Annotated in this window: 23 protein-coding genes; 18 read left to right on the forward strand and 5 right to left on the reverse strand. The window is 63.1% G+C overall.

Annotation, left to right across the window (positions count from 1 at the left end):
- Nucleotides 1-32: 32 nt before the first annotated feature.
- Nucleotides 33-1160 (reverse strand): glycosyltransferase, encoded by a 1128-nt coding sequence (locus tag JP75_RS08820; protein ID WP_035081697.1) that lies wholly within the window; start codon nt 1158-1160, stop codon nt 33-35.
- Between the two features lie 5 nt (nt 1161-1165).
- Nucleotides 1166-1717 (reverse strand): polysaccharide biosynthesis/export family protein, encoded by a 552-nt coding sequence (locus JP75_RS08825; protein WP_035081699.1) that lies wholly within the window; start codon nt 1715-1717, stop codon nt 1166-1168.
- Nucleotides 1718-1869: 152 nt separating this feature from the next.
- Between JP75_RS08825 and JP75_RS08830 the strand changes: the two genes are divergently transcribed.
- Complete coding sequence (locus tag JP75_RS08830) at nt 1870-4164, forward strand: GumC family protein (protein ID WP_035081702.1); 2295 nt, start codon at nt 1870-1872, stop codon at nt 4162-4164.
- 198 nt (nt 4165-4362) lie between these two features.
- Nucleotides 4363-5397, forward strand: a complete 1035-nt coding sequence (locus tag JP75_RS08835) for a polysaccharide deacetylase family protein (protein WP_035081705.1) — start codon at nt 4363-4365, stop codon at nt 5395-5397.
- Between the two features lie 129 nt (nt 5398-5526).
- Here the strand turns inward: JP75_RS08835 and JP75_RS08840 are convergent, their stop codons facing one another.
- Nucleotides 5527-5739 (reverse strand): DUF2842 domain-containing protein, encoded by a 213-nt coding sequence (locus JP75_RS08840; RefSeq protein ID WP_035082044.1) that lies wholly within the window; start codon nt 5737-5739, stop codon nt 5527-5529.
- Nucleotides 5740-5817: 78 nt separating this feature from the next.
- On the opposite strand from JP75_RS08840, the gene JP75_RS08845 reads away from it, so the two are divergent.
- From JP75_RS08845 to JP75_RS08880, 8 genes are all read left to right on the forward strand, one after another.
- Nucleotides 5818-6879 carry a COX15/CtaA family protein gene (locus tag JP75_RS08845; RefSeq protein WP_051960513.1) on the forward strand — a complete coding sequence of 354 codons (1062 nt, stop codon included), beginning with the start codon at nt 5818-5820 and terminating at the stop codon, nt 6877-6879.
- A 148-nt stretch (nt 6880-7027) separates the two neighbouring features.
- Complete coding sequence (gene rplM / locus JP75_RS08850) at nt 7028-7492, forward strand: 50S ribosomal protein L13 (protein ID WP_035081708.1); 465 nt, start codon at nt 7028-7030, stop codon at nt 7490-7492.
- A 1-nt stretch (nt 7493) separates the two neighbouring features.
- Nucleotides 7494-7976, forward strand: coding sequence for a 30S ribosomal protein S9 (gene rpsI / locus JP75_RS08855; RefSeq protein WP_035081710.1), 483 nt, complete (start codon nt 7494-7496; stop codon nt 7974-7976).
- A gap of 192 nt (nt 7977-8168) precedes the next feature.
- Nucleotides 8169-8837, forward strand: coding sequence for an SdpI family protein (locus tag JP75_RS08860; protein WP_152565772.1), 669 nt, complete (start codon nt 8169-8171; stop codon nt 8835-8837).
- A 169-nt stretch (nt 8838-9006) separates the two neighbouring features.
- Entirely contained in the window at nt 9007-10380 is a 1374-nt protein-coding gene (locus JP75_RS08865; RefSeq protein ID WP_035081715.1) for a dicarboxylate/amino acid:cation symporter, read from the forward strand.
- 125 nt (nt 10381-10505) lie between these two features.
- Nucleotides 10506-10772: a metalloregulator ArsR/SmtB family transcription factor gene (locus tag JP75_RS08870; RefSeq protein WP_201772915.1), complete on the forward strand. Its 267-nt coding sequence runs from the start codon at nt 10506-10508 to the stop codon at nt 10770-10772.
- Nucleotides 10769-11431, forward strand: a complete 663-nt coding sequence (locus JP75_RS08875) for an SdpI family protein (protein WP_035081717.1) — start codon at nt 10769-10771, stop codon at nt 11429-11431. Before JP75_RS08870 ends, JP75_RS08875 begins: the two co-directional genes overlap by 4 nt.
- Before the next feature lie 50 nt (nt 11432-11481).
- Nucleotides 11482-11847 (forward strand): hypothetical protein, encoded by a 366-nt coding sequence (locus JP75_RS08880; RefSeq protein WP_152565773.1) that lies wholly within the window; start codon nt 11482-11484, stop codon nt 11845-11847.
- A gap of 7 nt (nt 11848-11854) precedes the next feature.
- On the opposite strand, the gene JP75_RS08885 is transcribed toward JP75_RS08880, so the two are convergent.
- Nucleotides 11855-13177: a glycosyltransferase gene (locus JP75_RS08885; protein ID WP_051960514.1), complete on the reverse strand. Its 1323-nt coding sequence runs from the start codon at nt 13175-13177 to the stop codon at nt 11855-11857.
- Nucleotides 13178-13597: 420 nt separating this feature from the next.
- Here JP75_RS08885 and JP75_RS08890 point away from each other — a divergent pair, with 420 nt between their 5' ends.
- The 6 genes from JP75_RS08890 (at nt 13598) to glpX (ending at nt 20727) form a co-directional block, all read left to right on the forward strand.
- Entirely contained in the window at nt 13598-14821 is a 1224-nt protein-coding gene (locus JP75_RS08890) for an LL-diaminopimelate aminotransferase (protein WP_035081723.1), read from the forward strand.
- 52 nt (nt 14822-14873) lie between these two features.
- Entirely contained in the window at nt 14874-16028 is a 1155-nt protein-coding gene (rlmC, locus tag JP75_RS08895) for a 23S rRNA (uracil(747)-C(5))-methyltransferase RlmC (protein ID WP_201772916.1), read from the forward strand.
- 76 nt (nt 16029-16104) lie between these two features.
- Nucleotides 16105-17076 (forward strand): iron-siderophore ABC transporter substrate-binding protein, encoded by a 972-nt coding sequence (locus tag JP75_RS08900; RefSeq protein WP_051960515.1) that lies wholly within the window; start codon nt 16105-16107, stop codon nt 17074-17076.
- Between the two features lie 52 nt (nt 17077-17128).
- Nucleotides 17129-18112, forward strand: coding sequence for an ABC transporter substrate-binding protein (locus tag JP75_RS08905; RefSeq protein ID WP_035081729.1), 984 nt, complete (start codon nt 17129-17131; stop codon nt 18110-18112).
- 255 nt (nt 18113-18367) lie between these two features.
- Nucleotides 18368-19708, forward strand: coding sequence for a homoserine dehydrogenase (locus JP75_RS08910; protein WP_051960532.1), 1341 nt, complete (start codon nt 18368-18370; stop codon nt 19706-19708).
- A 32-nt stretch (nt 19709-19740) separates the two neighbouring features.
- Nucleotides 19741-20727, forward strand: a complete 987-nt coding sequence (glpX, locus tag JP75_RS08915; RefSeq protein WP_035081731.1) for a class II fructose-bisphosphatase — start codon at nt 19741-19743, stop codon at nt 20725-20727.
- A 157-nt stretch (nt 20728-20884) separates the two neighbouring features.
- On the opposite strand, the gene JP75_RS08920 is transcribed toward glpX, so the two are convergent.
- Nucleotides 20885-21442 (reverse strand): chloramphenicol phosphotransferase CPT family protein, encoded by a 558-nt coding sequence (locus JP75_RS08920; protein WP_035081733.1) that lies wholly within the window; start codon nt 21440-21442, stop codon nt 20885-20887.
- Nucleotides 21443-21535: 93 nt separating this feature from the next.
- Between JP75_RS08920 and recJ the strand changes: the two genes are divergently transcribed.
- Together recJ and JP75_RS08930 are read left to right on the forward strand one after the other, a co-directional pair.
- Nucleotides 21536-23326 carry a single-stranded-DNA-specific exonuclease RecJ gene (gene recJ / locus JP75_RS08925; RefSeq protein WP_035081735.1) on the forward strand — a complete coding sequence of 597 codons (1791 nt, stop codon included), beginning with the start codon at nt 21536-21538 and terminating at the stop codon, nt 23324-23326.
- A 380-nt stretch (nt 23327-23706) separates the two neighbouring features.
- Nucleotides 23707-24942, forward strand: a complete 1236-nt coding sequence (locus JP75_RS08930; protein WP_084587558.1) for an SAM-dependent methyltransferase — start codon at nt 23707-23709, stop codon at nt 24940-24942.
- The last annotated feature ends 304 nt before the right edge of the window (nt 24943-25246 follow it).

Raw genomic sequence — 25246 nt, forward strand, 5'->3', positions numbered from 1 at the left:
CGCAATGCGTTTATATCAGGTGAAGCGGGTCCTTAGCCTTTTTCCTGCACATCCCGGTAGAGCGCCTCGATTCGCCCCACCATGGTCTCGAGCGAAAATTCGCTGGCAACACGCCTCAGCCGCACCTGCATTTCCGCCCGCGCCGCCTCCGGCCGGTCGAGCACCGCCTGCATCGCCCGGGCCAGTGCCTCGGCATCGCCCGGCGTCACCAGCGTCTCGGTCGTGCCGGCAAAAATCTCGGGAATACCGCCAACGCTGGTCGTCACCACCGGCAATTGCGCCGCGGTCGCTTCCAGCACCACATAGGGCAGGGATTCCGCTAGGGAGGGTAGCACCGCAACGCGCCCTTGCGCGAACACCGTCTGGGCCGGTTGCGACCCAACCAGCTTCACGCGCTCCCCAAGCGACAGCGCCGCAATCCGCTCTTCCAGCTCCGCCCGCTGCGGCCCATCCCCCGCCATGACCAGCGTTGCCGCGGTTCCGTCCTTCCGCCTCAGCCCAACCATGGCCTCGACCAGCGGGAAAACCCCCTTGAGCTCGCGCAATTCGCCGACGAACACAAAGTCTGCTGCGTCCTCGGCAATAACAACCGGCTCGAACTCACCGGCGTCGAGCCCGTTATAGATGATCTCGGTCCGGCAGGTCGGCGGCGTGATCAGCCGCCCATAGGTTTCCCGCGCAAAATCGCTCTCGAAAATGATCGCCCCGGTCTGCCCGAGCAGCCGGCGCTCCAGCCAGTGAAACGCCTTGCCGCTCCGTGAGCGCGCCGAAAAGTGCAGCACCCCGCCATGCGGCGTATAAAGCGCCACCGGCCGCTTGCGCCCGATATGAGCCAGCCGGGCATAAAAGCCCCCCTTGGCCCCATGACCATGCAGAATGTCTATGGAGAGATCCCGCGCCAGCTTTCGCACTGCAAAGGGCGTCGAGAGATCGCCACGCCCCAAAACGCGCGGCATGGGCATGGCATGCACGCCGAGATCGGCAAATTCCCTGAGGGCATCGAGCCGCCGCTCGGTCTGCGCATCGCTCGCAAGGGAATCAACGATTAGCCCGACACTGTGCCCACGCGCCCTGAGCCCACGCGTCAAATCCGCGACATGCCGGAACAGCCCGCCCACGGGCGCGCGCATAACCTGCAAGATGCGCAGGGGCCGTGCCATCCCGCCTAGAACCAGCGTTCGGAAATGACGATCGTGTCACCGGGATAGATGGGGAAGTCGAGGTCCGCCGGGCCGCGCACCATTTCATTGCCCTGGCGACGATAGACCGTCACCTGGTTGCGGTCCGCCGTCTCCGTATAGCCACCGGCCGTGCTGATGGCCGCGCGCACCGTCATGTTCGGCACATAGGAGAACTGCCCCGAAGTCCGCACCGCGCCCTGAATGAAGAAGGGTCGATATTCCGACACTTCCACTGCCACATTGGGATTGCGGAGATACCCATTGGCGAGAGCCCCTGCCAGCCGCGAGGCGGCAACGCTGGTCGTCTGTCCGCGCACCTGCACCTGGCCCACGAGCGGGAAGGCAATCGCCCCGCTATCGCTGACCCGATAGGTATTGCTCAGCTCCGTGTCGCCATAAACCGATACACGCACCACATCGCCCGTATCGAGCGTATAGGGCCCGTTGGGCTCGACGAAATAGCTTCCCGGCCGCGTCGTGGCGCAACCCGCAAGCGGTATCAGCAATGTGAAGGCGAGAATGGGAAGCCAGCGCATGGTCGATCCGCGCGTTTTGAGTGGCCCTCAGCATTCCCTGTCATGGTTAAGATTTCCCTTATGCCGGGCAAGCTTGCTCCGAAAATGCCCTCACGATTAACTGAATTTTGACCACGAAGCCCGATAGTGCCGCTGCATGATGAGGAGCTGCCGTGAGCGAATATGCCCCGACAATGCGCGATGCGCGAATTGACGTGACTGCGGTGCTTGCCGCGGTCGGCAGGCGCCTGCCACGGATCATCATCGTCACTCTGCTGGTGCTCGCCGCCGCCTTCCTCATCCTCACCATGCTGCCGCGGCTCTATGAATCCTCGGCCTCGATCCTGGTCGAGCCGCGCTCCAACGTTTATGTCCGCGCCGCCAACGAGCAAGCCCCCGCCAGCACCTCGGGCGATGCCAGCGTTGTCTCCAGCCAGATCGAACTCATAAAGTCGCGCGACACGCTCCTCGGCGTCATCGACAAGCTCGACCTGCGCTCAAAGCCCGAATTCAACGGCAGCGAGGCCAGCTTCTCCCCGCTCGGCGTCATCATGCAGCTCCTCGGCCGCGGCTCGACTCCCGTCAGTATCGACGAGCGCGTCATCAATACGCTCTATGACCGTATGACGGTCATCCAGCAGCGCGACTCGCGCATCATCTCCATTCTGGTGCGTTCGACCGATCCGCAGCTTGCCGCCGATATCGCCAACGCCGTGGCCGAAGCTCACGTCGCCCGCCGCGCGCAGCTCTCGCTCTCCGACACGGCCGAAGCCTCCGATTGGCTCCGTCAGGAGATCGAGCGCCTCCGTACCTCCGTCAGCGATGCCGAGGCTGCCGTCGCCAAATATCGCGTCGATAACGACCTCTATGTCGGTGCCAACAATACCAGCCTGCTCGATCAGCAGCTTTCCACCATCACCACCCAGATCACCTCGGCCCAGGAGCGCAAGAACACGGCGCAGTCGCGCGCCGCCGTTATTCGCGGTCTCCTCGAACGCGGGCAGCCCATCGAAAGCGTTGCTGACGCCCGCAATTCCGCCGTCGTGCAGCAGCTCAGCCAGGAAAAGGCCCGCCTGCAAGGCCAGCTCGCCCAGCTTTCCGCCACGCTCCTGTCGAACCATCCCAATATCCGCGCCCTCAACGCCCAGATCGGCGAGCTCGATAACCGCATCAACCAAGAGGGCTATCGCGTCGCCGCCGCCCTCGAAGCCGAAGCCCAGGTCGAAGCCGATCTTGAAGCCTCGCTCCAGGCCGACCTCGGCCGCTTCAAGCAAACCGCCTCCACCGCCACACAGGACACCGTCGCCCTCGATAGCCTCCAGCGCGAGGCCAAGGCCCAGCGCGACCTACTCGAATCCTACCTCTTGCGCTACAACGAGGCGTCCTCACGCGCCGATGCAGGCTCTGCGCTGCCCGACGTCCGCGTCGTCACCGAAGCCGCGCCCTCGGTCACCCCTGCCTTCCCGAAAACCGCGCTGATCCTCGCCGGCGTCGGCATCGTCACCTTTGCCGTGCAGTTCGGCGCCGTGGTCTTCGGCGAGCTGATGTCCGGCCGCGCCCTGCGCCCCATCGAGCCCTATGCCTGGGAACGCCCCCGCCGAGAAGAACTCGCCGTCGCCGCCCAGCCCGAACCTGTCGAGCCGCCCTACGAAGATGAGGCGGTCCACGAAGAAGCCGTTGCTGAGATCGAAGACGCGGTCGAAGCCGATCCCGTCTATGAAGAGCCGGCCCGACCCGCCGCCTTCGTCCATGTCGAACCCGATCCGGCACAGGCCGCCTCGGACAGCGCCCGTCGCCTGCTGCAGGAACTGGCCGACCGCCGCAACCAGCGCGACGCCGCCCGCGTCGCCATGGCATCGGCGCCGGAAGCCACCCCAGTCACCGTCACACCCATTCGTCCTCAGCCTCCGCGCCAGATCACCGGCATGGTCCGCTATGCCGACCTCGCCGCCGACCTTGTCCTCGGCAAAACCCACCTGCTGCTCCTCGCCGATCACGGCAATCGCGAACCCGCCCGCCGCATGGCCGATGCCCTCGCGGCCGATGGTCTCGCCAAGGGCCTCAGCGTCGTGCTCGTCGACGCTGGCAGCGGCCGCCCCGGCGATGCGCCTGGGCTCTCCGATCTCAGCACGGGCCAGGCCGGCTTTGGCGATGTCGTGCAAAAGTCCGCCGACCAGAGCTTTGCTGAAGTGGCCTGGGGGCAGGGCGATACGGTCGACCGCACCTCCGCCAAACCCTCCATTCTCATCGAAGCCCTCGGCGACATCTATGAAGTCGTGATCGTCCTCACCGGCCGCGTCGGCGCCCGCTCGACCCTGCCTGTTTTCGCCGATCTCGATGGCCGCGTGGTTCTCGTCACCAGCGAAGACGAAGACGCCGACACCGCCGAAACTCTACGCAAACAGCTCCTCCAAGCCGGCCTCCCGCGCGTCGAAATTTCCGCCCTGGAAGACGCGGTTGCGGCGTAGAAAGCGTGCCTTTGGCGTGTTCTAGCAAAAACCACCGTGCTGCCCTCGGGCTCGACCCGAGGGCCAGCTTGGGAGCCACCACATCAATGGATCTAAAATAGTGGCCCTCGGGTCGAGCCCGAGGGCAGCACGGAGACTGGGGAGGCAACGGGCCCTAGCCGTACCCTACTAAATTTTGAAAAAGCGCGAGATTGCCCAATGAAATACACCGCCATCCGCGCTGCCTTCGAACTGCTCTGGCTTTCCCGCCTGCCGGCCCTGTCCCGCGCTCTCTCCCGCTCCCGCGGCGTGATCTTCACCCTCCACCGCGTCCTGCCCGCAGACCCGCCGGCCTTCTCCCCCAATGCCATCCTGCAAATCCGCCCCGATTTCCTCGACTACACGATCGAGCGCGTCCGCGATCTCGGCATAGACATCGTCACCCTTGATGAAGCCATCGACCGCCTCGCATCCCCTAAAAAACCAAGACCCTTCGTCGTCCTCACCTTCGACGACGCCTATCGCGACAATCTCGAATACGCCCTGCCGATCCTCCTCCGCCACGAAGCCCCCTTCACGCTCTATGTGCCGACCGCCCTCGTCGACGGCGTGGGCGAAATCTGGTGGCAGGCCATCGAAGACATCATCGCCCGCCAGGAGGCCGTTGCCTTCACCGACAATGGCGAAGTCGAGTATGTCGACACATCAACCACCGCCCAGAAAAAGGACGCCTTCAACCGGCTCTATTGGCATCTACGCAAACTGCCCGAACCCGAGCGCCGCGCCTTCCTCGCCGAGTTCTGCCACAACTACGGCTACGACCTCGAAAAGCAGTGCCGCGACCTGATCATGAGCTGGCAGGAACTACGCCTCTTCGCCGGCGAGCAGCTTTGCACCGTCGGCGCCCACACCGTGCACCACTATGAATTGGCAAAGCTTCCGGAAGACGAAGCCCGCCAGGAAATGCTGCAATCGGTGGAAGTCATCCAGGCCCAGTTCGGCATCCGCCCCGAGCATTTTTCCTATCCCCTCGGCGGCCCGCTCTCCTGCGGTCCCCGAGAATTCGCTTTGGCAAAAGACCTGGGCTTCAAAACCGCCGTCACCACCCGCCCCGGTGGCCTCTACCCGCACCACCTCGAAAGCCTGACCGCGCTCCCCCGCGTCTCGCTCAACGGCCACTTCCAGGCCGAACGTTACGTCGACGTCTTCGCCAGCGGCGGCATTTTTACAGTTTTGGGCAAGCTGACGGGGTGAGGTTCGACGCTCTGGATTTTTGAATGCGTCGTCATTGCCGGGCTCGTCCCGGGCAATCCATCTCGCCTCCGCATGGACCACCGGGACAAGCCCGGTGGTGACGGAAACCGTAGTGCTGGGTCAAAGACCCTAAGCCCTCACATCCGGCTTCGCCATCCACCGGATAATCACCCCCGCCGGAAACACCCAACCCATCCCGGCCACCACAAAATAGGCAATCAGCACATACCAGGGCAGATCCGGCGGAAAGGTCAGATAGATTGAGGTCGCCAGGCTCGCCCAGATGAATATGGAGGCCACGCACAAAAGCGCGCCGATCAATTTGCGGTTGCGTTGGGTCATGTGCGGCATCTGGACTGTTGCGACTGGACGAGGGTGGCATTACCACTCCGCCAGCCCCATCGATACCGGAATATCGTCGTGACCACCCAGCACAATGCCGCACCCGGACAGATCAGCTACGCGAGCGACCTTCTTCGTCCGGTCCGCATCTGGCTCTATGCCCTTGCTAGCTTTGTCCTGCTGATCGTCGTGGTCGGCGGTATCACGCGGCTAACGGAATCGGGTCTTTCCATCACCAGTTGGAAGCCGATTTCCGGCACTATCCCCCCGCTCAACGACGCCCAGTGGCAGGCCGAGTTCGAAGCCTATAAGCAAATTCCGCAATATTCGATCGTCCATTCCTGGATGGACATCAACGATTTCAAATACATCTTCTTCTGGGAGTGGTTTCACCGCCTCCTGGCGCGCACGCTGGGCCTGATCTTCATCGTCCCCTTCGTCATTTTCCTTTTCCAGAAGCGCCTCTCGCGCAATCTGGCCCTGCCTCTGTTCACCCTTTTCATTCTCGGGGGCTTCCAGGGCTTCCTCGGCTGGTGGATGGTCTCATCAGGTCTTTCCGAACTGACCTCCGTCTCCCAATATAGACTTGCGGCTCACCTCTGCGCTGCCTCGCTGCTCTTCGTCGCGCTCATCTATGTGGCGCGCAGCATCGAGCCCGGCCGCGTCCTCGGTCGCGTCAATCCCTGGCAGATGAACACCGCTATCATCCTGGGCGTATTATTGATTTTCCAGATCGGGGCAGGGGCCTTCGTCGCCGGTCTCGATGCCGGCATGGGCTACAACACCTGGCCGCTCATGGACGGCGCCATCATCCCCAAGGGCCTCTTCGTTATGGACCCCGCATGGCGCAACCTCTTCGAAAACGCCCTGACGGTGCAGTTTATCCACCGTGGCATCGCCTATGTTATAGTGGCTTACGTCGCCTACCTGATCTGGCGCCGCTCCAAGGATGGCGGTTTCGGCGGCGTCCACGGCTGGCTCCCGCGCCTTGGCACCCTGGTGCTAATCCAAGTCGGCCTCGGCATCGCTACCCTCCTCGCCAGCGTGCCGATTTCCCTGGCCGTCGGCCACCAGTCCTTGGCCTTCATGCTCGCCGGCGCCACCGCCGCCTATATCGCCGACATGCGTCGAGTGCGGTAATATAATACCGCATTCACAAGTCATTGAAATTACAGTGCTTTTTAAAGGTGCTTGACGGCTTCCAGAATCCCCCTTAGAGACCCCTCCGAAACCTGTGATCCGTCCTTTGGATGGGGTCACAAACCAGAGTTTTCTAGGGATTTCAACAATGACCACTTACTCGGCAAAACCGAGCGAGATCGAAAAGAAGTGGATCCTCATCGACGCCGAAGGGCTTGTCGTGGGTCGTCTCGCTTCGATCATTGCTTCGCGCCTGCGCGGCAAGCACAAGGCCACCTTCACGCCTCATATGGACATGGGTGACAACATCGTCGTCATCAATGCCGAGAAGGTGAAGCTGACCGGCCGCAAGCTCGACCAGCACCGCTTCTACTGGCACACCGGCTTTGCCGGCGGCATCAAGGACCGCACCGCTCGCGAACTGCTGGAAGGCCGTTTCCCGAGCCGCGTCCTCGAAAACGCCGTGCGTCGCATGATGCCGGGCGGCCCGCTGACCCGCGCCCAGCTCAAGAACCTCCGCGTTTACGCCGGTTCCGAGCACCCCCACGAAGCGCAGAACCCGAGCAAGCTCGACGTCGCTGCCATGAACACCAAGAACGTCCGGGTGAAGTAATATGGCTGAAACCATCAACTCTCTCGAAGCCCTGGGCACTTCCGCTGCTGCTCCCGCTGCCTCCTCGGCTCCGGTTCATGTGCAGAAGCTCGACTCCCTCGGCCGCGCCTATGCCACCGGCAAGCGCAAGAACGCCGTCGCTCGCGTCTGGATCAAGCCGGGCAAGGGCAAGGTGACCGTGAACGGCCGCGAATTCGCGACCTATTTCGCTCGCCCGGTTCTCCAGCTCATCGTCAAGCAGCCGATCGTCGCCACCGACCGTCTCGACCAGTACGACGTCAACGTCACCGTTGCCGGTGGTGGTCTCTCGGGTCAGGCCGGTGCCGTTCGTCACGGCATCTCCAAGGCGCTGAACTACTTCGAGCCGGGCCTGCGCCCGATCCTCAAGAAGGGTGGCTTCCTGACCCGCGACAGCCGCGTCGTCGAACGTAAGAAGTACGGCAAGGCCAAGGCCCGCCGCTCCTTCCAGTTCTCGAAGCGCTAAGCTTCACACCACAATTCTTGGAAAGGGCCGGGCAACCGGCCCTTTTCTTTTGCCCGGTTCGACCTACATGGCCTGGGTGTGCCATTGAGGCTTTCACTCTCTCGATTGTCACCCCGGCGCAGGCCGGGGCCCATCCTGAGATCTCAAGTTGGGCCCCGGCCTGCGCCGGGGTGACATCCATTGGTTGGGAAGATGTCTGAACAACACGTGCAGCAAAGCATCATGCCCAGCCTCATCACCCGCTTTCATCTGCTGATCTTTTCCGTGACGCTGTCGATCACGGCCGTCGCGATCCTGCGCATACCAGCCGATTTCATGTTCCCCGCCCACTGGCACGGCTCCAATGCCGACTGGCTCTGGCCACGCGACACGGCTCTGGCCATCGCGCCGTCCATTCAGGCCGTCCTGCTGCTCACCTTCTTCGTCCTCGGCCACGCCCTGACGCGCAATCACATGGCAAAAGTCCGGCACATTCTCGATCCCGCCCTTAGCCTCTCCCTAGCCGTGCCCGCCGCCTATCAGTTCGGCCTCCTCTTCATGGGCATAGGCTCCGACCTCGACCTCATTCGCGGTCTCGGCTTCCTCTTCGCCGCAGCCCTCATCCTTCTCGGCCTCGTCTTCTTCCACGCCGAGCGCCACAGCTATGGCGGCCTGCGCATGCCTTGGCCGATCGCTTCCGATCAATCCTGGCTCCTGGTTCATCGCATCAGTGGGATTGCCGCGCTGCTTGCCGGCGCGGCTGTTGCAGCACTCTCCTGGCTCGATGCCGGCCCCGGCATTCTGGCACTGGCTTTTGCCCTGAGTCTCCTCGGCTTGCCGCTCTTTGCCGGCCTCGTGACTCTGGCCTTAAACCGCGCCTGACAACTTCTATTCTCTCTTTCCGCAATCAGAATGAGAAAATTCTTCTAATGCGGCGAGAAATGGAACGACATGCGCTGCGGCAAAACTGTGGCGGGCGTATGGTCTGGTCAATCTGCAGGCACAATGCTCAAGCGATGGGCAACGAACCCGCCAGCCGAAAGGTCACCTAATGTCTCCCACTTCCGTAGCCGCGGCGCGCGCTCCCAAGGCGCCCAAGCCGTTTTATGCCAATTTCGGCTTCCAGGTCCTCGCGGCCATGGTCATCGGCCTCGTTCTGGGCTTCATCGCCCGCAATATGGGCCCCGATGCAGCCGGCCAAGCCAATTGGCTGACCCAGACCCTCGCCACGGTCGGCTCGTCCTTCGTGTCGCTGCTGCGCGCACTGGTGCCGGTACTGGTCTTCACCGCCATCGTTGCCTCTATCGCCAACCTGCGCGAACTCAACAATGCGGCCAAGCTCGTCTGGCAGACCCTTCTCTGGTTCGCCATCACCGCGCTGATTGCCGTCGTCATCGGCATCGCCCTCGGCCTGATCATTCAGCCCGGCCTCAATACCGAAGTCGCCGCGGAAGCTGCCAAGGCGCCGTCTTCGACTGGTTCCTGGCTCGATTTCCTCAAGGGCCTGATCCCCTCCAACATTCTCGGCCTCCAGGCTTCGACCCGCGTCAGCGATAGCGGCGCCTCGACCAGCCTCAGCTTCAACGTGCTGCAGATCCTCGTGATCTCGATTGTCGTCGGCATCGCCGCCCTGCGCGTCGGCCCCGCCGCCGACCCATTCATCGCCTTCACCCGCTCGTTCCTGAAGGTCATCCACAAGGTCCTGTGGTGGGTGATCCGCCTGACGCCCATCGGCACCATTGGCCTCCTCGGCAATGCCGTGGCCGTCTATGGCTGGGATGCGCTGGCTCAGCTCGGCTGGTACTCTGCCGCCATCTATATCGGCCTCGCCATCGTGCTCTTCGTGGTTTACCCGGTCCTGCTCCAGGTCAATGGCCTCAACCCGATCCGCTATTTCCAGAGCGCTTGGCCGGCTATCCAGCTCGCCTTCGTGTCGCGTTCCTCCATCGGCACCCTGCCGGTCACCGAACGCATCACCGAGCAGAACCTCGGCGTGCCGCGTGAATATGCCGCCTTCGCCGTGCCGCTCGGCGCCACCACCAAGATGGACGGCTGCGCCTCGATCTATCCGGCAATCTCGGCCATCTTCGTCGCGCAGTTCTTCGGCATCTCCCTCGGCATCGAGCACTACCTGCTCATCGCCTTCGTGGCCGTCATCGGCTCGGCCGCTACGGCTGGTCTCACCGGCGCCACGGTCATGCTGACCCTGACCCTGTCCACGCTCGGCCTGCCGCTCGAAGGTGTTGGTCTGCTGCTTGCCGTCGATCCGATCCTCGACATGGGCCGCACCGCCGTCAACGTCGCCGGCCAGGCCCTGATCCCCACCATCGTCGCCAAGCGCGAAGGTATCCTCGATCAGGCCACCTACGACCGTGGCGAGAGCATCGAAGCCCTCGACGACGCCCAGGCCGTCCCGGCGCAATAAGCGTCGCAACATGAATGTCGAAAGGGGGAGGCGTTGCCTCCCCCTTTTGTTTTGCAGTGCCCAATCCTTCGTCTTGACTCTAATTAGCAAAAACACTAATTAGAAAAACATCGAAGGAGGACGCCGTGGGCATCAATGCCGTCTTTGAAGCTTTGTCGCATCCGGTGCGGCGCAAGGTTTTGGCGCTGCTGAAATCGGGGCCCAAAAGCGCCGGCGAGCTGGCCGATCATTTTGAGCTCAGCCGCCCCACGCTGTCCGTTCACTTCGCCAAGTTGAAAGAGGCCGATCTGGTCGCCGTCGAGCGTCAGGGCACGAGCCTCATTTATCACCTCAACACATCGGTCCTCGAGCAGGCGCTCGCCGATGTCCTTTCGCTGCGGGAAGAAAAATGAACCAGTTGCGTCTCGTCGGTCCCTTCGCTCTCGTCTCCGCCGCCATCCTCGCTGCCGCGACCATCGCCGGCTATGTCATGGTCCCGCCCGAAACTCTGATGCCGGTCCACTGGGGACCGGATGGCACGGCCGACGGCTTTTTGCCGCGCAATCTGGCCCTCCTCATGCCACCCGTCATCCTGGCAGCGCTCTGGCTGATCTTTGCCTTGGTGCTGAAGCGGGGAGGGGAGGTTGACCGCGCCCGCCAGGGGCTTCGCGCCGCCTTCGCCGGCATTGGCATGCTCATGGCGGTCATCCAGCTAGCCACCATCGCCATAGCCCTCGGCTATCCCGTCGATATGATCCGCGTCATAGCCTTCTGCGTGGGCCTGTTGTTCATCGGCCTCGGCAATGTCATGCCAAAGTCCCAACCCAATAGCTATGCCGGCTTCCGCCTGCGCTGGACACTCGAAAGCCCGGCCACTTGGGTCGCCACCAACCGCTTTACCGGCACGCTCATGATGCTCGGCGGCGTGGTCCTCGCCATCGCGGCCTTGCTCGTCGCCGAACCGCTTTGGCTCCTCGCGCTCATCGTGCTATGCACCGCCGCTCCGAGCCTTGCCGGCATTATCTACAGCTACCGCTTCGCCCAGCGCGAGAGTGAAACACGGCCGCTTTGACGCCGTCTTTGCCCGCTAGGTCGGCAAGCAAACCATTGGGTAGGAACGAAATGACTCGATCGCGCAACGCCTGGGACAGTCGGCGTACAGTGGTTGCCCTGGGCATGGTTTCCAATGTCATCGGGGCGCTCGCCGCAGCCGGTGCGGCGATTGCCGCCTGGCTCACCACCATGAATCATTCCGACCTGACGCAATGGGCGCTGATCCTTGCCGGCATTGGCGGCGTCTTCGTCGCCAAGGGTTCGGTCATTCTCGCGATTGCGGAAAGCCGTCCCTATGCCCCGCAGGATGGCGTGCCGGAACTGGAGCGACGCCTGAGCGCCCTCGAAAATCGCCTGTCGGCACGCAATTCGGGTGTCGTGGAGCGTATCGAACAACTCGAAGCCGAAATAGCGCGCCTCCGCGTTCGCGGCTGAAAGCGCGCTAGACGGCCTTCTTGAGCGAAAGCTTCTTGGCCTTCGATTTCCGTGCGACCTTGGCGGCCTTGGGCACGAAATTGGTCATGACCCGCTCGATCACCTTGATCGCCTTGTCCGTGCCATCCTCGCTACGCAGCTTTTCGGCTACGAGCGTGGCATTGCGTCGGTAGGATTCGTTGCTGTTGAGGTCCGCCAGCGCCTCGGCCAGCAGCTCCGCCGTCAGCTTTCGCAGCCGGATGGGCTTGGGCCCACACCCCAATTCATAGACACGCCGCCCCCAATAGGGCTGGTCCATGGCCTGCGGCACCACAAAGCTCGGGCGCCCCAGATGCAGACCCGCCGAGGTCGTGCCGGCCCCGCCATGGTGCACCACGGCGCTCACATAGCGGAAGAGCCGGTCATGCGGCGCCTTTTCGATCGGGAAAATCGTATCGGGCAGGTCGCGCGGGTCGATGCCGCCCCAACCGCGCGCCACGACGGCACGTCCGCCCCAAAGCTCCACGGCTTCCTTGAGGATACGTGTATTGCGCTCCGCCCCGAACGGCATCGAGCCAAACCCGATATAAACCGGTGCCTCGCCCGCCGAAAGAAACGCTTCGAACTCGGGCGTCGGCTCCCAGTGGCTGCGATCCCGCAGGTTCCAATAGCCGGTCACCAGCGCCGTGCGCGGCCAATCGCGCGGACGCGGGCTCACGGCCGTCGAATAGGCATAAAGCGTCGTCAGCGGCGAACCGTCGGTATTGGTGAAAACGCCACCCATATTCCGCGCTTCGAGCCCCATCAGCTCGCGGCGCAGCCGGTTGCGCGGCAGGTTCCAATAGGCCTGCTGCATGGTCGCGGCGGTATAGGAGAGCTTGTTCAGCGTCGGCCCGAGATCGTCGGCCACGTAATACATTGAAAGCGGAAATTCGGTCGTCGAGTTGAGCGGCTGCAGCGCCGTCATGATCGCCGGCACCTTCAAGGCCTCGGCAATGTCGATGCCAAAGCTCGTGTTCATATTGACCACGATGGCCTCGGCACCCTGGCACATGCGCCATGCCGCCCGCGCCGCCGTATCGACGATCTGCTGGCCTTGCCGGAGCAGGGAAGGGCCATTGATGAGCATGGACGTGCTCATCGCATTTTCGAAGCGCGATTCCTTGAGGAAGGACTGGATCGAGGGTCCCAGCGAATGAAACTCAAGCCCATAAAGGCCGACGAGGTCCTCGAACTCTTCGGTGGCGCCCAGGGCCACGGCATAGCCGCGCTCCTGCAGAGCCAGCGCAAGCCCGATATAGGGTTGGACGTCGCCTTGCGTGCCGATCGTCACCAGGGCAATGCGCTTCAAGTGTGGAACCTCATCATACGCCGCTCTTGCCCGAAGGTTGTTCCGCTTCGAGCCATTTACAAGACCTTGCGGAGGAATTATGAACGGCCTGTCGATTGTTGCATTTCTTACAAAAACGACCTTCGAAGGGCAAGAGACATGGTGTCTCCATTCACTGTTGCATTGGTTCGAGCACGGCTCGCCGGCATGGTGATTGCTATTGCCGCCGCCGACGCCTTCGCGGCGGCAAGCGCCCGATAGCTCTTCCCGCGTGGCCACGGCGTGGCCGGGAAGAGCCGAATAGATCGTTACGGCCCCAAAAGGGTCCTTTTAACCCCTTCAAAACCATAATTCCGCGATAATCGGCGCCGCATCATGGCGCAGCGCCCACCGCGCGTCGCGACAGTTCAGGGTCTCAAAAGAGACCTTCCGAGGAATCAAATGAGCGAAGTTTTTCATCGCATCCGCCGCCTGCCGCCCTACGTGTTTGCCCATATCGATCCGATCAAGGCCAAGGCACGCGCCGAAGGGGTCGACATTATCGACCTCGGCATGGGCAACCCCGATATGCCGACGCCCGAGCATATCGTGGCGAAGCTCCAGGAAACGGTGAAGGACCCGCGCACCCACCGCTATTCGACCTCCCGCGGCATTCCGGGCCTGCGAAAAGCCCAGGCAAGCTATTATGGCCGCCGCTTTGGCGTGAAGCTGAATCCCGATACCCAGGTCGTCGCGACCCTGGGTTCGAAGGAAGGCTTTGCCAATATGGCCTCGGCCATCACCGCCCCAGGTGATGTGGTGCTCGTGCCCAATCCGACTTATCCGATCCATTCCTTCGGCTTCATCATGTCGGGCGGCGTCGTCCGCTCCATGCCGGCCGATCCGGGCGAGGATTTCATGCGCGCGCTCGATCGCGGCGTGCGCCATTCGATCCCGAAACCCATTGCCCTGGTACTGAATTACCCAGCCAATCCAACCGCTTACACCGCCGATCTCGATTTCTACACCGAGGTCGTCAAATACTGTAAGCAGCATGATATCTTCATTCTTTCCGATCTCGCCTATTCCGAGATCTATTTCGACGAGAACAACCCGCCGCCCTCCGTGCTGCAGGTTCCGGGCGCCATCGACATCACGGTGGAATTCACTTCGATGTCCAAAACCTATTCGATGCCCGGCTGGCGCGTCGGCTTCGCCGTCGGCAACGAGCGCCTGATCGCAGCCCTGGCCCGCGTAAAATCCTACCTCGACTACGGCGCCTTCACGCCGATCCAGGTCGCAGCCGTCGCCGCCCTCAATGGCTCGGACGACGTCATCGACGAAGTGCGCAAGGTCTATAAGCACCGCCGCGACGTCATGGTCGAAAGCTTCGGCCGTTCCGGCTGGGACATTCCCGTGCCGCAGGCAACCATGTTCGCCTGGGCTCCGATCCCGGCCCAGTTCGCCCATCTCGGCTCGCTCGAATTCGCAAAACTCCTCATCCAGGAAACCGGCGTCGGCGTCGCTCCGGGCGTCGGCTTCGGCGAATATGGCGACCAGTACATCCGCCTCGCCTTCGTCGAAAACGAACAGCGCATCCGTCAGGCCGCCCGCAACATCAAGAAGCTGCTCGGCGGCAAGGGCGACCAGAGCAATATCGTGCCACTGGCCTCGGCCACGAAGTAATTTGCGCTTCGAGGGGGCGGCTTCCGCCTCCTCGAAACTCCGGGATAAAAGCGTGGACGCAAATCTGAGCGCCGCAATGCAATGCGGCTACTACGATAGAGGCGTCTGCCACTCGTGCACCTTCATGGGCACGCCCTATGACGCCCAGCTTCGCTCCAAGCAGGAGCACGCCCAAAGCCTGCTCGCCGCTTGGCCGGATGCCGTCTGGCTCCCGCCCATGGCCAACCGCCCCGAAGCCTTCCGCAACAAGGCCAAGATGGTGGTCGGCGGGACGCCCGAAGCACCCACCCTCGGCATCCTCGATGCAACCCAGCACGGCGTCGATCTCAGCGGCTGCGGCATCCTTACCTCAGGGCTACGCGCGGCCTTCGAGCCCATCAAGACCTTCATCTCCCGCGCCCGCATCACGCCCTATGACGTTCCCGCCCGTCGCGGAGAACTCAAATATGTCCTTCTGACCGAATCCGCCGATGGCGAACTGATGCTGCGCTTCGTACTGCGCTCCACCGAAGCCCTCACCCGCACGCAAAAGCATCTGCCAGACCTGCTGGCCGATCTCCCACAAATCACCGTCGCCACCGCCAATATCCTGCCTGAGCATAAGGCCGTCCTCGAAGGCGACGAAGAAATCATGCTCAGCGGCAGCGAAACCTTGCCCATGCGTCTCGGCGATCGCGTCCTGCACCTGCGTCCCGCCAGCTTTTTCCAGACCAACACCGAAATCGCCCGGGGCCTTTACCTCCAGGCACAGGAGTGGGCGGACGAAGTCGGCGCCCGCTCGATCTGGGACCTTTATTGCGGGGTAGGGGGCTTCGCCCTCCATGTCGCCGCGCCCGGCCGGCGCGTCCACGGCATTGAGCTTAGCGAGCCCGCAGTAGAATCCGCCCGCCTCAGCGCCGCCGAAGCCGGCCTCGATGACGTAACCTTTGCAGCAGGCGACGCGACCGCCCTCGTCGCCGGCGAAGCGCCCGACACCATCATCGTCAACCCGCCGCGCCGCGGCCTCGGCGACCGGCTTTGCCAGACGCTCGAAACCTCGGGCGCGGAGACCATCATCTACTCAAGCTGCAACGCGGTCACCCTTGCCCGCGACATCGCGGCCATGCCCGCCTATGAGCCACGGTCGGTCCGCCTGTTCGACATGTTCCCCCAGACCGACCACTACGAAGTCATGGTTCTGCTGACCCGTCGCCCGACTTCAGGCTGAGGCAAACCACCAAATATTACATGACATCAGAAATCACCTTTTGTATGGAGAAGCACTTCCACACAGAAGGTGATCTATGATCCTCCGTTCGCTGGTTTTCGCCGCTCTTGTGGCCACATCGCCCACAATGGCGCTGGCCCAAAGCTTCCCCGTCACGCTCGAGCATGCCTGGGGCGAAACGACCATCGACGCCGAGCCCAAGCGGATCGTCACCTGGGGCTGGGGCAATGAAGACGCCGTCCTCGCCCTCGGCGTCACGCCCGTCGGCATTCCCTTCCACGCCTATGGCGGCGGCGAAGACGGCATCAAGCCCTGGATCGAAGAAGCGCTCGCCAAGGTCGAGGGCGACAAGCCGACCGTGCTCGAAAACGGCTCCGAGCCCCCCTTCGAACAGATCGCCGCGCTCGAGCCCGACCTGATCCTCGCCGTCTTCTCCGGCATCACCGAAGAGCAATACGCGCTGTTCTCCGCCATCGCCCCAACCATCGCCTATAGCGGCGATGCGTGGTCCACGCCGTGGCAGGAGGTCACGACGACAATCGGCAAGGCACTGGGCAAGGCCGACGAAGCCGAGGCTCTCGTTGCCGAAACCACTACCTGGCTCGAAAGCGAAGTCGCAAAACACCCCGCGCTCAAGGAAATCACCTTCGCCAGCGCCAATGACTACGACGGCTCGATCGCCGTCTACGCGCCGCTCGATGCGCGCATGAAATTCCTCACCGATCTCGGCATGACCCTCGATCCCAGCGTCGCCGAGAACGCGCCCGACGACGGCGCCTTCTACTATTCCCTCAGCTACGAACTCTTCGACAATCTGAAGGGCGATATCTTCGTCACCTATTATGAAGAGCAGTCCGCGCTCGACGAATGGCTCGCAAAATCCTATGCGGCCAATTATCCCCCCATCGTCAATGGCGGCCTCGCCGCCCTGGTCGGCACCGAGAATGTCGCCGCCGTTTCCCCGCCGAGCGTCCTGTCCCTGCATTGGGGTTTCCCGACCTATCTCGATGTTCTGGCCTCGGCCGCCGAGAAGGTCACCGGCCAGTAGCCGACCTCATCAGACAACGGCGGCGAGACAGCCGCAGCCAAGGAGAAATTATATGCGTTCCCTCACCTGGGCTCTGACCCTCGCCGCCACCATGGCAGTTTCCGCACCGGCCTTCGCCGCCGACACTTTCCCGGTTACCATCGAACACGCCCTCGGCTCGACGACCATCGAAACCAAGCCCGAACGCGTCGTCACCTGGGGCTGGTCGGCCCAGGACGTAGTGATCGATCTCGGCGTCGCCCCGGTCGGCATTCCCTTCTTTGCCTATGCCGGCGGCGAAGATGGCCTCCTTCCGTGGACCGAAGCTGCCCTCGCCGAGCATGGCTTTCCGACGCCCACCATCCTGCCAAACGTCACCGAGCCGCCGATCGAAGCTATCGCGGCTCTCGCGCCCGACGTGATCATCGCGCCCTATTCGGGCCTGACGCCGGACGAATACGCGCTCCTGAGCAATATCGCCCCCGTCGTCGCCTATCCCGACAAGCCATGGTTTGCCGGCTGGCAGGATGTCGTCACGCTCACCGGCAAGGCGCTCGGCCTTTCCGCCGAGGCCGATAAGCTCGTCGCCGACACCCAGGCCTTCCTCGAAGCCGAAATCGCCAAATACCCCGATGCCCAGGGCACGGTCTTCGCCAATGTCGTCAACCGCAATGACGGCCAGGTTTCCGTGCGCCTCGAAGGCGATCCGCGCGTCCAACTCTTCGTCGATATCGGCCTCGTCTCCGCCCACGAGCCGAGCGAAGCCATCCCCAACGATACCGGCATTTCCTATTTCGTCAGCTACGAGAACTTTGACAAAATCCCCGCCGACATGCTGCTGAGCTTCTTCAATGACCAGAAGTCGGCCGACGAGTTCTTCGGCATGGACCTGATCAAGCTCTCTCCGCTTGTCGCCAAGGCAGCCTATACCAAGCTTGTCGGCGACGAGATCACCATGGCCGTCAGCGGCGCCGTCACCCCGGTTTCCCTCCGCTGGGGCTTCCCCCAGGTCGCAGCCGAAGTCGGCCGTGCCGCCACTGCCGCCAAATCGCAGTAATCCCTCGCGAAAGCACGCCTAACAACTGCCTGGTCGTCAAAATGCCTATTGACGGCTAGGCAAGTTCCTATGCACATGTCGCGCACCATGAGCGATATCCAGTCTTTCCGCCAATCCGTCGAATCTTTCATCTCCGCCCGCGGTTGGACGCCCACCCGTTTCGGCCGCATTGTCGCCGGCGATCCGCTCTTCGTCTTCGACCTGCGCGATGGCCGCGAGCCGCGCAGCGAAACGCGCGCGCGCATCCTCAAGGCCATGACCGAATTCGGCGAAACGGAAACCCAGACGCCGCTCCGCATCGGCGTTGCAGGCCTGGGCAATGTCGGCGCCACGCTCGTGCGCATCCTCCAGAAAGACGGCGCCGAGCTCAATAAAAAGCTCGGCCGCCAATTGCAGGTGACCGCCGTTGCCGCGCGCTCGCGTTCCCGCGACCGCGGCATTGATATTTCTGGGCTCGAGTGGTTCGACGATCCGGTCGCCTTGGCCAAGTCCGACAGCATCGATCTCTTCGTCGAACTCATCGGCGGCGAAGATGGCCCGGCCTTCGCCGCGGTCAAATCCGCCCTCGAAATCGGCCGCCCCGTCGTCACCGCCAACAAGGCGCTCCTCGCCAAGCACGGCGTCCTGCTGGCAAAACTCGCTGAAGAATCCGGTGCCCAGCTAGGCTTCGAAGCGGCCGTGGCTGGCGGTATTCCCGTCATCAAGACCCTTCGTGAAGGCCTCGGCTCCGCCCGCATCGCCAAGGTTTTTGGCATCATGAACGGCACCTGCAATTACATCCTGACGCGCATGGGCAATGAAGGCATCACCTTCGCCGATTGCCTTAAGGACGCGCAGGCATTGGGCTATGCCGAAGCCGACCCGACCTTCGACGTTGAAGGTTTCGATACCGCCCACAAGCTCTCGATCCTCGCCACCCTCTGCTTCGGCTACGAGATCGCGCCCGACAAGATGCGCATCGAAGGCATTTCGCGCATCAGCCAGCACGACATCCAGGTCGCCGCCGATCTCGGCTACAAGATAAAACTCCTCGGCATTGCCGAACGCACCGAAAACGGCATCGAGCAGCGCGTCCATCCCACCTTCGTGCCCAAGGGCTCGGCCATTGCCGGCGTCGATGGCGTCATGAACGCGGTGGCGCTCGAAACCGACCACGTCCACGAACTGCTGCTCGCAGGCCCCGGTGCCGGTGGTCCGCCCACGGCCTCCTCGGTTCTCTCCGACATCCTCGACATCGCCCGCGGCACCCGCGTGCCCCCGCTTGGCGTTCCGAGCGACGAGCTTCTGCCCTATCGCGAGGCGCCGGCTCGCGCCCATGAAGGCGGCTTCTATATCCGTCTCGCCGCCAAGGATGTGCCCGGCGCGCTCGCCGCCATCACCACCCGCATGGGCGAGAAGTCGATTTCAATCGATTCGGTCATTCAGCGCTCCGACCTCGCTGCCAAGGCCATCGCCCCCGATGGCTCGCCTTCACGCACCGTTGTGATGATTACCCAACAGACTTTGGAATCATCCGTGCGCGAAGCGCTTGCGCAAATCGCTGCGGACGGCTTCATAGTCGGCGAACCGCAACTCATTCGCATTGAGAAGCTCTGACACCCTCCCGGTGCCAGGCACCGGGAGAGAAAATGAAGCTCAGCAAGGCCGATGACGGCAGATCGCCGGCACACCTCCATCGCTCGCTGACCCTCGAAATGGTGCGCGTCACCGAGCGCGCTGCCATCGCGGCCGCTGAATGGCGCGGCAAGGGCGACGAAAAAGCCGCCGACGAGGCGTCCGTAAAAGCCATGCGGGCCGAACTCGACCGCGTCTCCATCGCCGGCCGCATCGTCATCGGCGAGGGCGAGGAATTCGAGTGCGATGATCTCTATGTCGGCCAACCCGCCGGTACCGGCGAAGGCCCCGAAGTCGACATCGCCGTCGATCCCCTCGAAGGCGTCACCCTCTGCGCCAAGAACCAGCCAGACTCGCTCGTCGTCCTCGCCATGGCCGAGCGCGGCGGCCTCTTGAACGTTGCCCGCAACGTCTACATGCACAAGATCGCCATCGGCGCCGAATATCCCGCCGATACTGTAAGCATCGAGTGGTCCGCCACGGAGAACGTGAAAGCCCTGGCTAAGACCAAGGGCGTCCCCGTCTCCGAAATCACCGCCATCGTCCTCGATCGTCCGCGCCATGCCGGCCTCCTCGAAGAACTCCGCATGGCCGGTGTCTCGGTAAAACTTCTGAGCGACGGCGACATCGCCGGCGTCATCCATGCGGTCAACACCGAAGATACCGGCGTCGATATCTATCTCGGCTCCGGCGGCGCCCCCGAAGGCGTCCTCGCCGCCGCGGCCCTCCGCTGCATCGGCGGCCAGATGCAGGGCAAACTCATCCTCGACACACCCGACAAGCGCAGCCGCGCCCGCGAAATGGGCATCACCGATGCCAACCGCGTCTACAATGTCGGCGACCTCGCCTCCGGCGACGTCCTTTTCTCCGCCACCGGCATCACCGATGGCTCCCTTATCGAAGGCGTAAAACTCCGCCGCCAATGGGTCGAAACCTCCACCGTTGTCATGCGCTCCTGGAGCCAGACTACCCGCTGGATCAAGGCAAGGCACGCGCGGTAGTTTGGCGGCCTCTTGGGCGCCCCCACCCTTAATCCCTCCCCACAAGGGGGAGGGAGACGATGGAACCGAGACATTTCAGCCTGCGCCTCCCTCCCCCTTGTGGGGAGGGAACGAGGGTGGGGGAGGAGAGCCACGAAGACCGAGATGGTCCCCGTCGCTACTTCCCCTCGCTCACCTCAAAAAACCGCGACCCCACCCGCGCTCCCCGCCACGCCGCCATCACCCTCTCCGCATTCTCCTCGACCCCGTCGCCCGTCTGTAATTCCAGATCATACGCGCGACCCTCATGGATCGTCAGCGCATCCTGTTCCGCGCTGCCGACCGGCCGATCCCCCCGCGCCAATTCCCGCCGATTGAGTTCCTCCACCGGACAATGCAGCGCCACGAACAGCACATCGAATGGCCGAAACAGTTCCGCCAGATCGCCCTGCCAGCCCGGCGTATCCAATATATGCTCGACGATGAGATTGTTCCCCGCCGCCGCATAGGCGGCCAGCGACGCATGGTATCCGGCAAAGAACGGCGCCCGCATCTCGCGCCATTTGAAATCGCCCGCTTTCACCCGCGCCAGCGGCAACACGCCCGAGTCGCGTAGATGATCGATGGAAATATGCCAGAACGGCCGTTCGATCCGATCCTGTACCATGCGCGCCAGTGTGGATTTGCCGCTGCTCGACGCACCGTGCAGGAAAATGATGCTCGTTTTGCCCGCCATCGGTCGCCCCTCAATTGCCCGGCGCAACAAGCATGCGCGCACAACCCGCGGCAACCCCTTTCCCCTCTGCGCTAAATCGCCTAACACCAGCCCATGCTGGAAACGCGCCGCAACTTCCTTGATGTCACCCAGTCGGTCCTCGGCCGCGCCTGGGTCGATCGTCTGGACGCATCGGGCGCGCGTATGGCCACGGCCATCGCCCAGCGTGCCGGCGTTTCAGATATCCTGTCGCGAATCCTCGCGGGCAGGGGCGTCGACATCGATAGCGCGCAAGCCTATCTCGAGCCCACCATCCGCAACCTGATGCCCGATCCCTCGACGCTGACGGCCATGGATGACCTCTCCGACCGCCTCGCCCGCGCCATCGCCGACAACGAGTCCATCGCCCTTTTCGGCGATTATGACGTCGATGGCGCCAGCTCCTGCGCCCTGATGGTCCGGTATCTCGCCCATTTCGGCCTCACCCCGCAGGTGCATATCCCCGATCGCATCTTCGAAGGCTATGGCCCCAATATCGCTGCGATGGACAAGCTGATCGATGCCGGCGCCTCGCTCATCATCACGCTCGACTGCGGCACCACCAGCGATGGTCCCATCGCCCATGCCCGATCCCGCGGCGTCGATGTCCTGGTCATCGACCACCACCTTTCCGACCGCGACCTCCCGCCCGCCACGGCCCTGGTCAATCCCAATCGCCCCGACGACATTTCCGGCCTCGGCTATCTCTGCGCCGCCGGCGTCACCTTCATGGTTCTGGTCGCCGTAAACCGCACCCTGCGCCAGCGCGGCGATACCGGCCTGCCCGATCTCCTGAAACTGCTCGACATCGTCGCCCTCGGCACCGTCTGCGACGTCGTGCCCCTCGTCGGCCTCAACCGCGCCTTCGTGCTGCGCGGCCTCGAAGTCGCCCGCCGCGGCGATAATCAGGGCATGGCCGCGCTAGCCCTCGCCTCGCGCGTCAGCGGCCCGCTCAATCCCTATCACCTCGGCTACCTCATCGGCCCCCGCATCAATGCCGGCGGCCGTATCGGCAACGCCGCCCTCGGCACCCAGCTCCTCGCGCTCGATGACGAGCACCAGGCCCTCGTCATCGCCGCAAAGCTCGATGAGCTGAATACCGAACGCCAGCGCATCGAAGTCGAAGCCGTCGAGGAAGCAACATCTGTCGCCGCTGCCGAAATCGGGGCAGGCGAGGGGCCTCCGGTTCTCGTGCTCGCCTCGGCCAATTGGCATCCCGGCATCGTCGGCCTCGTCGCCGCGCGCCTCAAGGAGCGTTTCGATCGCCCGGCCTTCGCCATCGCCCTCCACCCCGATGGCACGGGGACAGGCTCCGGCCGTTCCGTGCCCGGTGTCGATCTCGGCAGCGCCGTCATCGCCGCCGTCGAAGCCGGCCTCGTGCCCAAGGGTGGTGGCCACGCCATGGCCGCCGGCGTCACCCTCCGCCCTGGCGATCTCGGCCCCTTCCGCTCCTTCATTTCCGACCAGTTAAGCAACAGCGTCACCACCGCCCGCGCCGCCTCGGCCCTAAAGGTCGACGCCGCCCTCACAGCCCGCGGCGCCACTGTCGACCTGCTTCATACCATCGAAAAAGCCGGTCCCTTCGGTTCCGGCAATCCCGGCCCGGTCTTCGCCTTCCCGTCTCACCGGGCGCGTTTCGCCCAAGTGGTCGGCAAGGGTGGCCATGTCAGCTTCACCCTCGCCTCCGACGATGGTGCGAAGCTGAAAGCCATCGCCTTCCGCGCCGCCGGCACGCCCCTCGGCGACATCCTGCTGCGCGATGGCGAACAGCCCCTGCATTTCGCCGGCAGCCTCTCGCTCGATCATTATCAGGGCCGCGAACAGATCCAGTTCCGCCTTACCGATGTCGCGCGCATTCCGCGGTAAGAAGGAAACTCTATCTGATCCAACGCGTTACTCACCCCGTAGTCGGTATGAGACTACGGGGGAAACAGCGACGTGCGTGCTTCATTCAGTGCTTTCGCCAAAATCGGGAGCCCAGGCCTTTCATCGGCTTGGCTCGGTTCCCGGAATCATTTTTTCAACGATCCTCGCGAGCATCTCGCTCCCTTTGGCCCGTGTTCCGCCGGCCTCGCAGCGGGCATCAAACTGCTGCTTGCATATCCGTTAATGCCCGTTAAACTATTGATGGGCATCCACTGGGAAGCACTACTGCTTCGGCTCAAGGGGATGTTCCCGCGGCCGAAGCTGTGCACTTTGCCTGGCGCGCACCGGCCCGCATCGCGATGGTTGGATGTAGCGGCGCAATGAGTAAGACAGCGGTAGAACACACCAATACCGGCGCAACGCCATGGACGCGTTTCGCCTCTTTCCTGGTCGACAAGATCGGCTTTGCCCTGATCGGTCACCCCAAGTTCGGGGCCGTGACCGTCATTCTGCCCAATGGCCGCACGCGGACCATGGGCAATACCAAGACGGGCGAACACGCCGTCCTGCGACTCAATAATTTCAAGGTCATCACCGAGGCCATGCGCCGCGGCACGGTCGGCTTTGCTGCCGCCTATATGAATGGCGACATCGAGGTCGACGACCTCACGGCGCTGTTCCGCTTTTTCCTGCAAAACCGCGACATGTTCGAAAGCGCTGGCAAGGGCTTCTTCCGCCGCGCTGCCACGGACCTGCATTATCACTTGTCGCGCCGCAACACGCTCGAAGGCTCCAAGAAGAACATTGCCGAGCATTACGACCTCGGCAACGACTTCTATGGCCAGTGGCTCGACCCCTCGATGACCTATTCCTCAGCGGTCTTCACCTCGGGCGATCAAAGCCTCGAAGAAGCCCAGCGCACAAAATATCGCCGCGTCGCCGACATGGCCGGCGTCACGCCGGGCTCCTCCGTGCTGGAAATCGGCTGCGGCTGGGGCGGCTTTGCCGAAACCGTCGCCCGCGATTATGAGGCTAATCTGCGCGGCATCACCCTCTCCGCCGAACAGCTCAAATACGGCCAGGAGCGCTTGGCGCGCCAGGGCCTCGACAAGTTCGCCACCCTCGTCTTCGAAGACTATCGCCACACCGAAGGGCAGTTCGACCATATCGGCTCCATCGAGATGATCGAGGCCGTGGGCGAGGACAATTGGCCGAGCTATTTCCAGACCGTGCATGATCGCCTGAAGCCGGGCGGCACCGCCGCCATCCAGGCCATCACCATCAACGAAGCCGATTTCGACGGCTATCGCAGCGGTCCCGATTTCATCCAGCGCTACATCTTCCCCGGCGGCATGCTGCTGACCAAGACCGTGATGCGCGAATTCGGCGAGAAATACGGCCTCGTCCTCGAGAACGTCGAAACCTTCCGCCTCTCCTACGCCAAGACCCTAAAACTCTGGCGCGAGCGTTTCCTCGAACGCTGGCCCATGATCGCCCCACTCGGCTACGACGAAACCTTCAAGCGCAAATGGGTCTATTATCTGAGCTATTGCGAAGCCGGTTTCACCGAAGGCTCTATCGACGTCGGCATCTACCAATACCGCCGTCCGGCGTGAGGTTGGGGCAGGTCCGGTACCAACACCCCCGTCCTCCCCATCTCCCGCGGTGTCATTCCCGCGAAAGCGGGAATCCCGATTTTCCGGCCAGCGTACCTCGCAAGCGATCTGCATCGGGACTGCTCACTTTGTGCTTCTAGCCACCCCCACCCTTAATCCCTCCCCACAAGGGGGAGGGAGACGAAGGAGCCGGAAAGCCGAGGCAAGCGCCTCCCTCCCCCTTGTGGGGAGGGAATGAGGGTGGGGGTGCTGAGAGCCACAATGTGCCCAACCTGAACAGTCCCCTTGATGGGGTAGGGCGTGC

Origin of the sequence: Devosia riboflavina (assembly GCF_000743575.1) — a bacterium.
Taxonomy (GTDB): domain Bacteria; phylum Pseudomonadota; class Alphaproteobacteria; order Rhizobiales; family Devosiaceae; genus Devosia; species Devosia riboflavina.

What these genes read in the sequence shown, in the direction of transcription:
- JP75_RS08820 (WP_035081697.1), bottom strand. Translation starts at nt 1,160, where the DNA reads ATGGCACGGCCCCTGCGCATCTTGCAGGTTATGCGCGCGCCCGTGGGC.
- JP75_RS08825 (WP_035081699.1), bottom strand. Translation starts at nt 1,717, where the DNA reads ATGCGCTGGCTTCCCATTCTCGCCTTCACATTGCTGATACCGCTTGCG.
- JP75_RS08835 (WP_035081705.1), top strand. Translation starts at nt 4,363, where the DNA reads ATGAAATACACCGCCATCCGCGCTGCCTTCGAACTGCTCTGGCTTTCC.
- JP75_RS08840 (WP_035082044.1), bottom strand. Translation starts at nt 5,739, where the DNA reads ATGACCCAACGCAACCGCAAATTGATCGGCGCGCTTTTGTGCGTGGCC.
- rplM (WP_035081708.1), top strand. Translation starts at nt 7,028, where the DNA reads ATGACCACTTACTCGGCAAAACCGAGCGAGATCGAAAAGAAGTGGATC.
- rpsI (WP_035081710.1), top strand. Translation starts at nt 7,494, where the DNA reads ATGGCTGAAACCATCAACTCTCTCGAAGCCCTGGGCACTTCCGCTGCT.
- JP75_RS08860 (WP_152565772.1), top strand. Translation starts at nt 8,169, where the DNA reads ATGTCTGAACAACACGTGCAGCAAAGCATCATGCCCAGCCTCATCACC.
- JP75_RS08865 (WP_035081715.1), top strand. Translation starts at nt 9,007, where the DNA reads ATGTCTCCCACTTCCGTAGCCGCGGCGCGCGCTCCCAAGGCGCCCAAG.
- JP75_RS08875 (WP_035081717.1), top strand. Translation starts at nt 10,769, where the DNA reads ATGAACCAGTTGCGTCTCGTCGGTCCCTTCGCTCTCGTCTCCGCCGCC.
- JP75_RS08880 (WP_152565773.1), top strand. Translation starts at nt 11,482, where the DNA reads ATGACTCGATCGCGCAACGCCTGGGACAGTCGGCGTACAGTGGTTGCC.
- JP75_RS08890 (WP_035081723.1), top strand. Translation starts at nt 13,598, where the DNA reads ATGAGCGAAGTTTTTCATCGCATCCGCCGCCTGCCGCCCTACGTGTTT.
- JP75_RS08900 (WP_051960515.1), top strand. Translation starts at nt 16,105, where the DNA reads ATGATCCTCCGTTCGCTGGTTTTCGCCGCTCTTGTGGCCACATCGCCC.
- JP75_RS08905 (WP_035081729.1), top strand. Translation starts at nt 17,129, where the DNA reads ATGCGTTCCCTCACCTGGGCTCTGACCCTCGCCGCCACCATGGCAGTT.
- JP75_RS08910 (WP_051960532.1), top strand. Translation starts at nt 18,368, where the DNA reads ATGACCGAATTCGGCGAAACGGAAACCCAGACGCCGCTCCGCATCGGC.
- glpX (WP_035081731.1), top strand. Translation starts at nt 19,741, where the DNA reads ATGAAGCTCAGCAAGGCCGATGACGGCAGATCGCCGGCACACCTCCAT.
- JP75_RS08920 (WP_035081733.1), bottom strand. Translation starts at nt 21,442, where the DNA reads ATGGCGGGCAAAACGAGCATCATTTTCCTGCACGGTGCGTCGAGCAGC.
- recJ (WP_035081735.1), top strand. Translation starts at nt 21,536, where the DNA reads ATGCTGGAAACGCGCCGCAACTTCCTTGATGTCACCCAGTCGGTCCTC.
- JP75_RS08930 (WP_084587558.1), top strand. Translation starts at nt 23,707, where the DNA reads ATGAGTAAGACAGCGGTAGAACACACCAATACCGGCGCAACGCCATGG.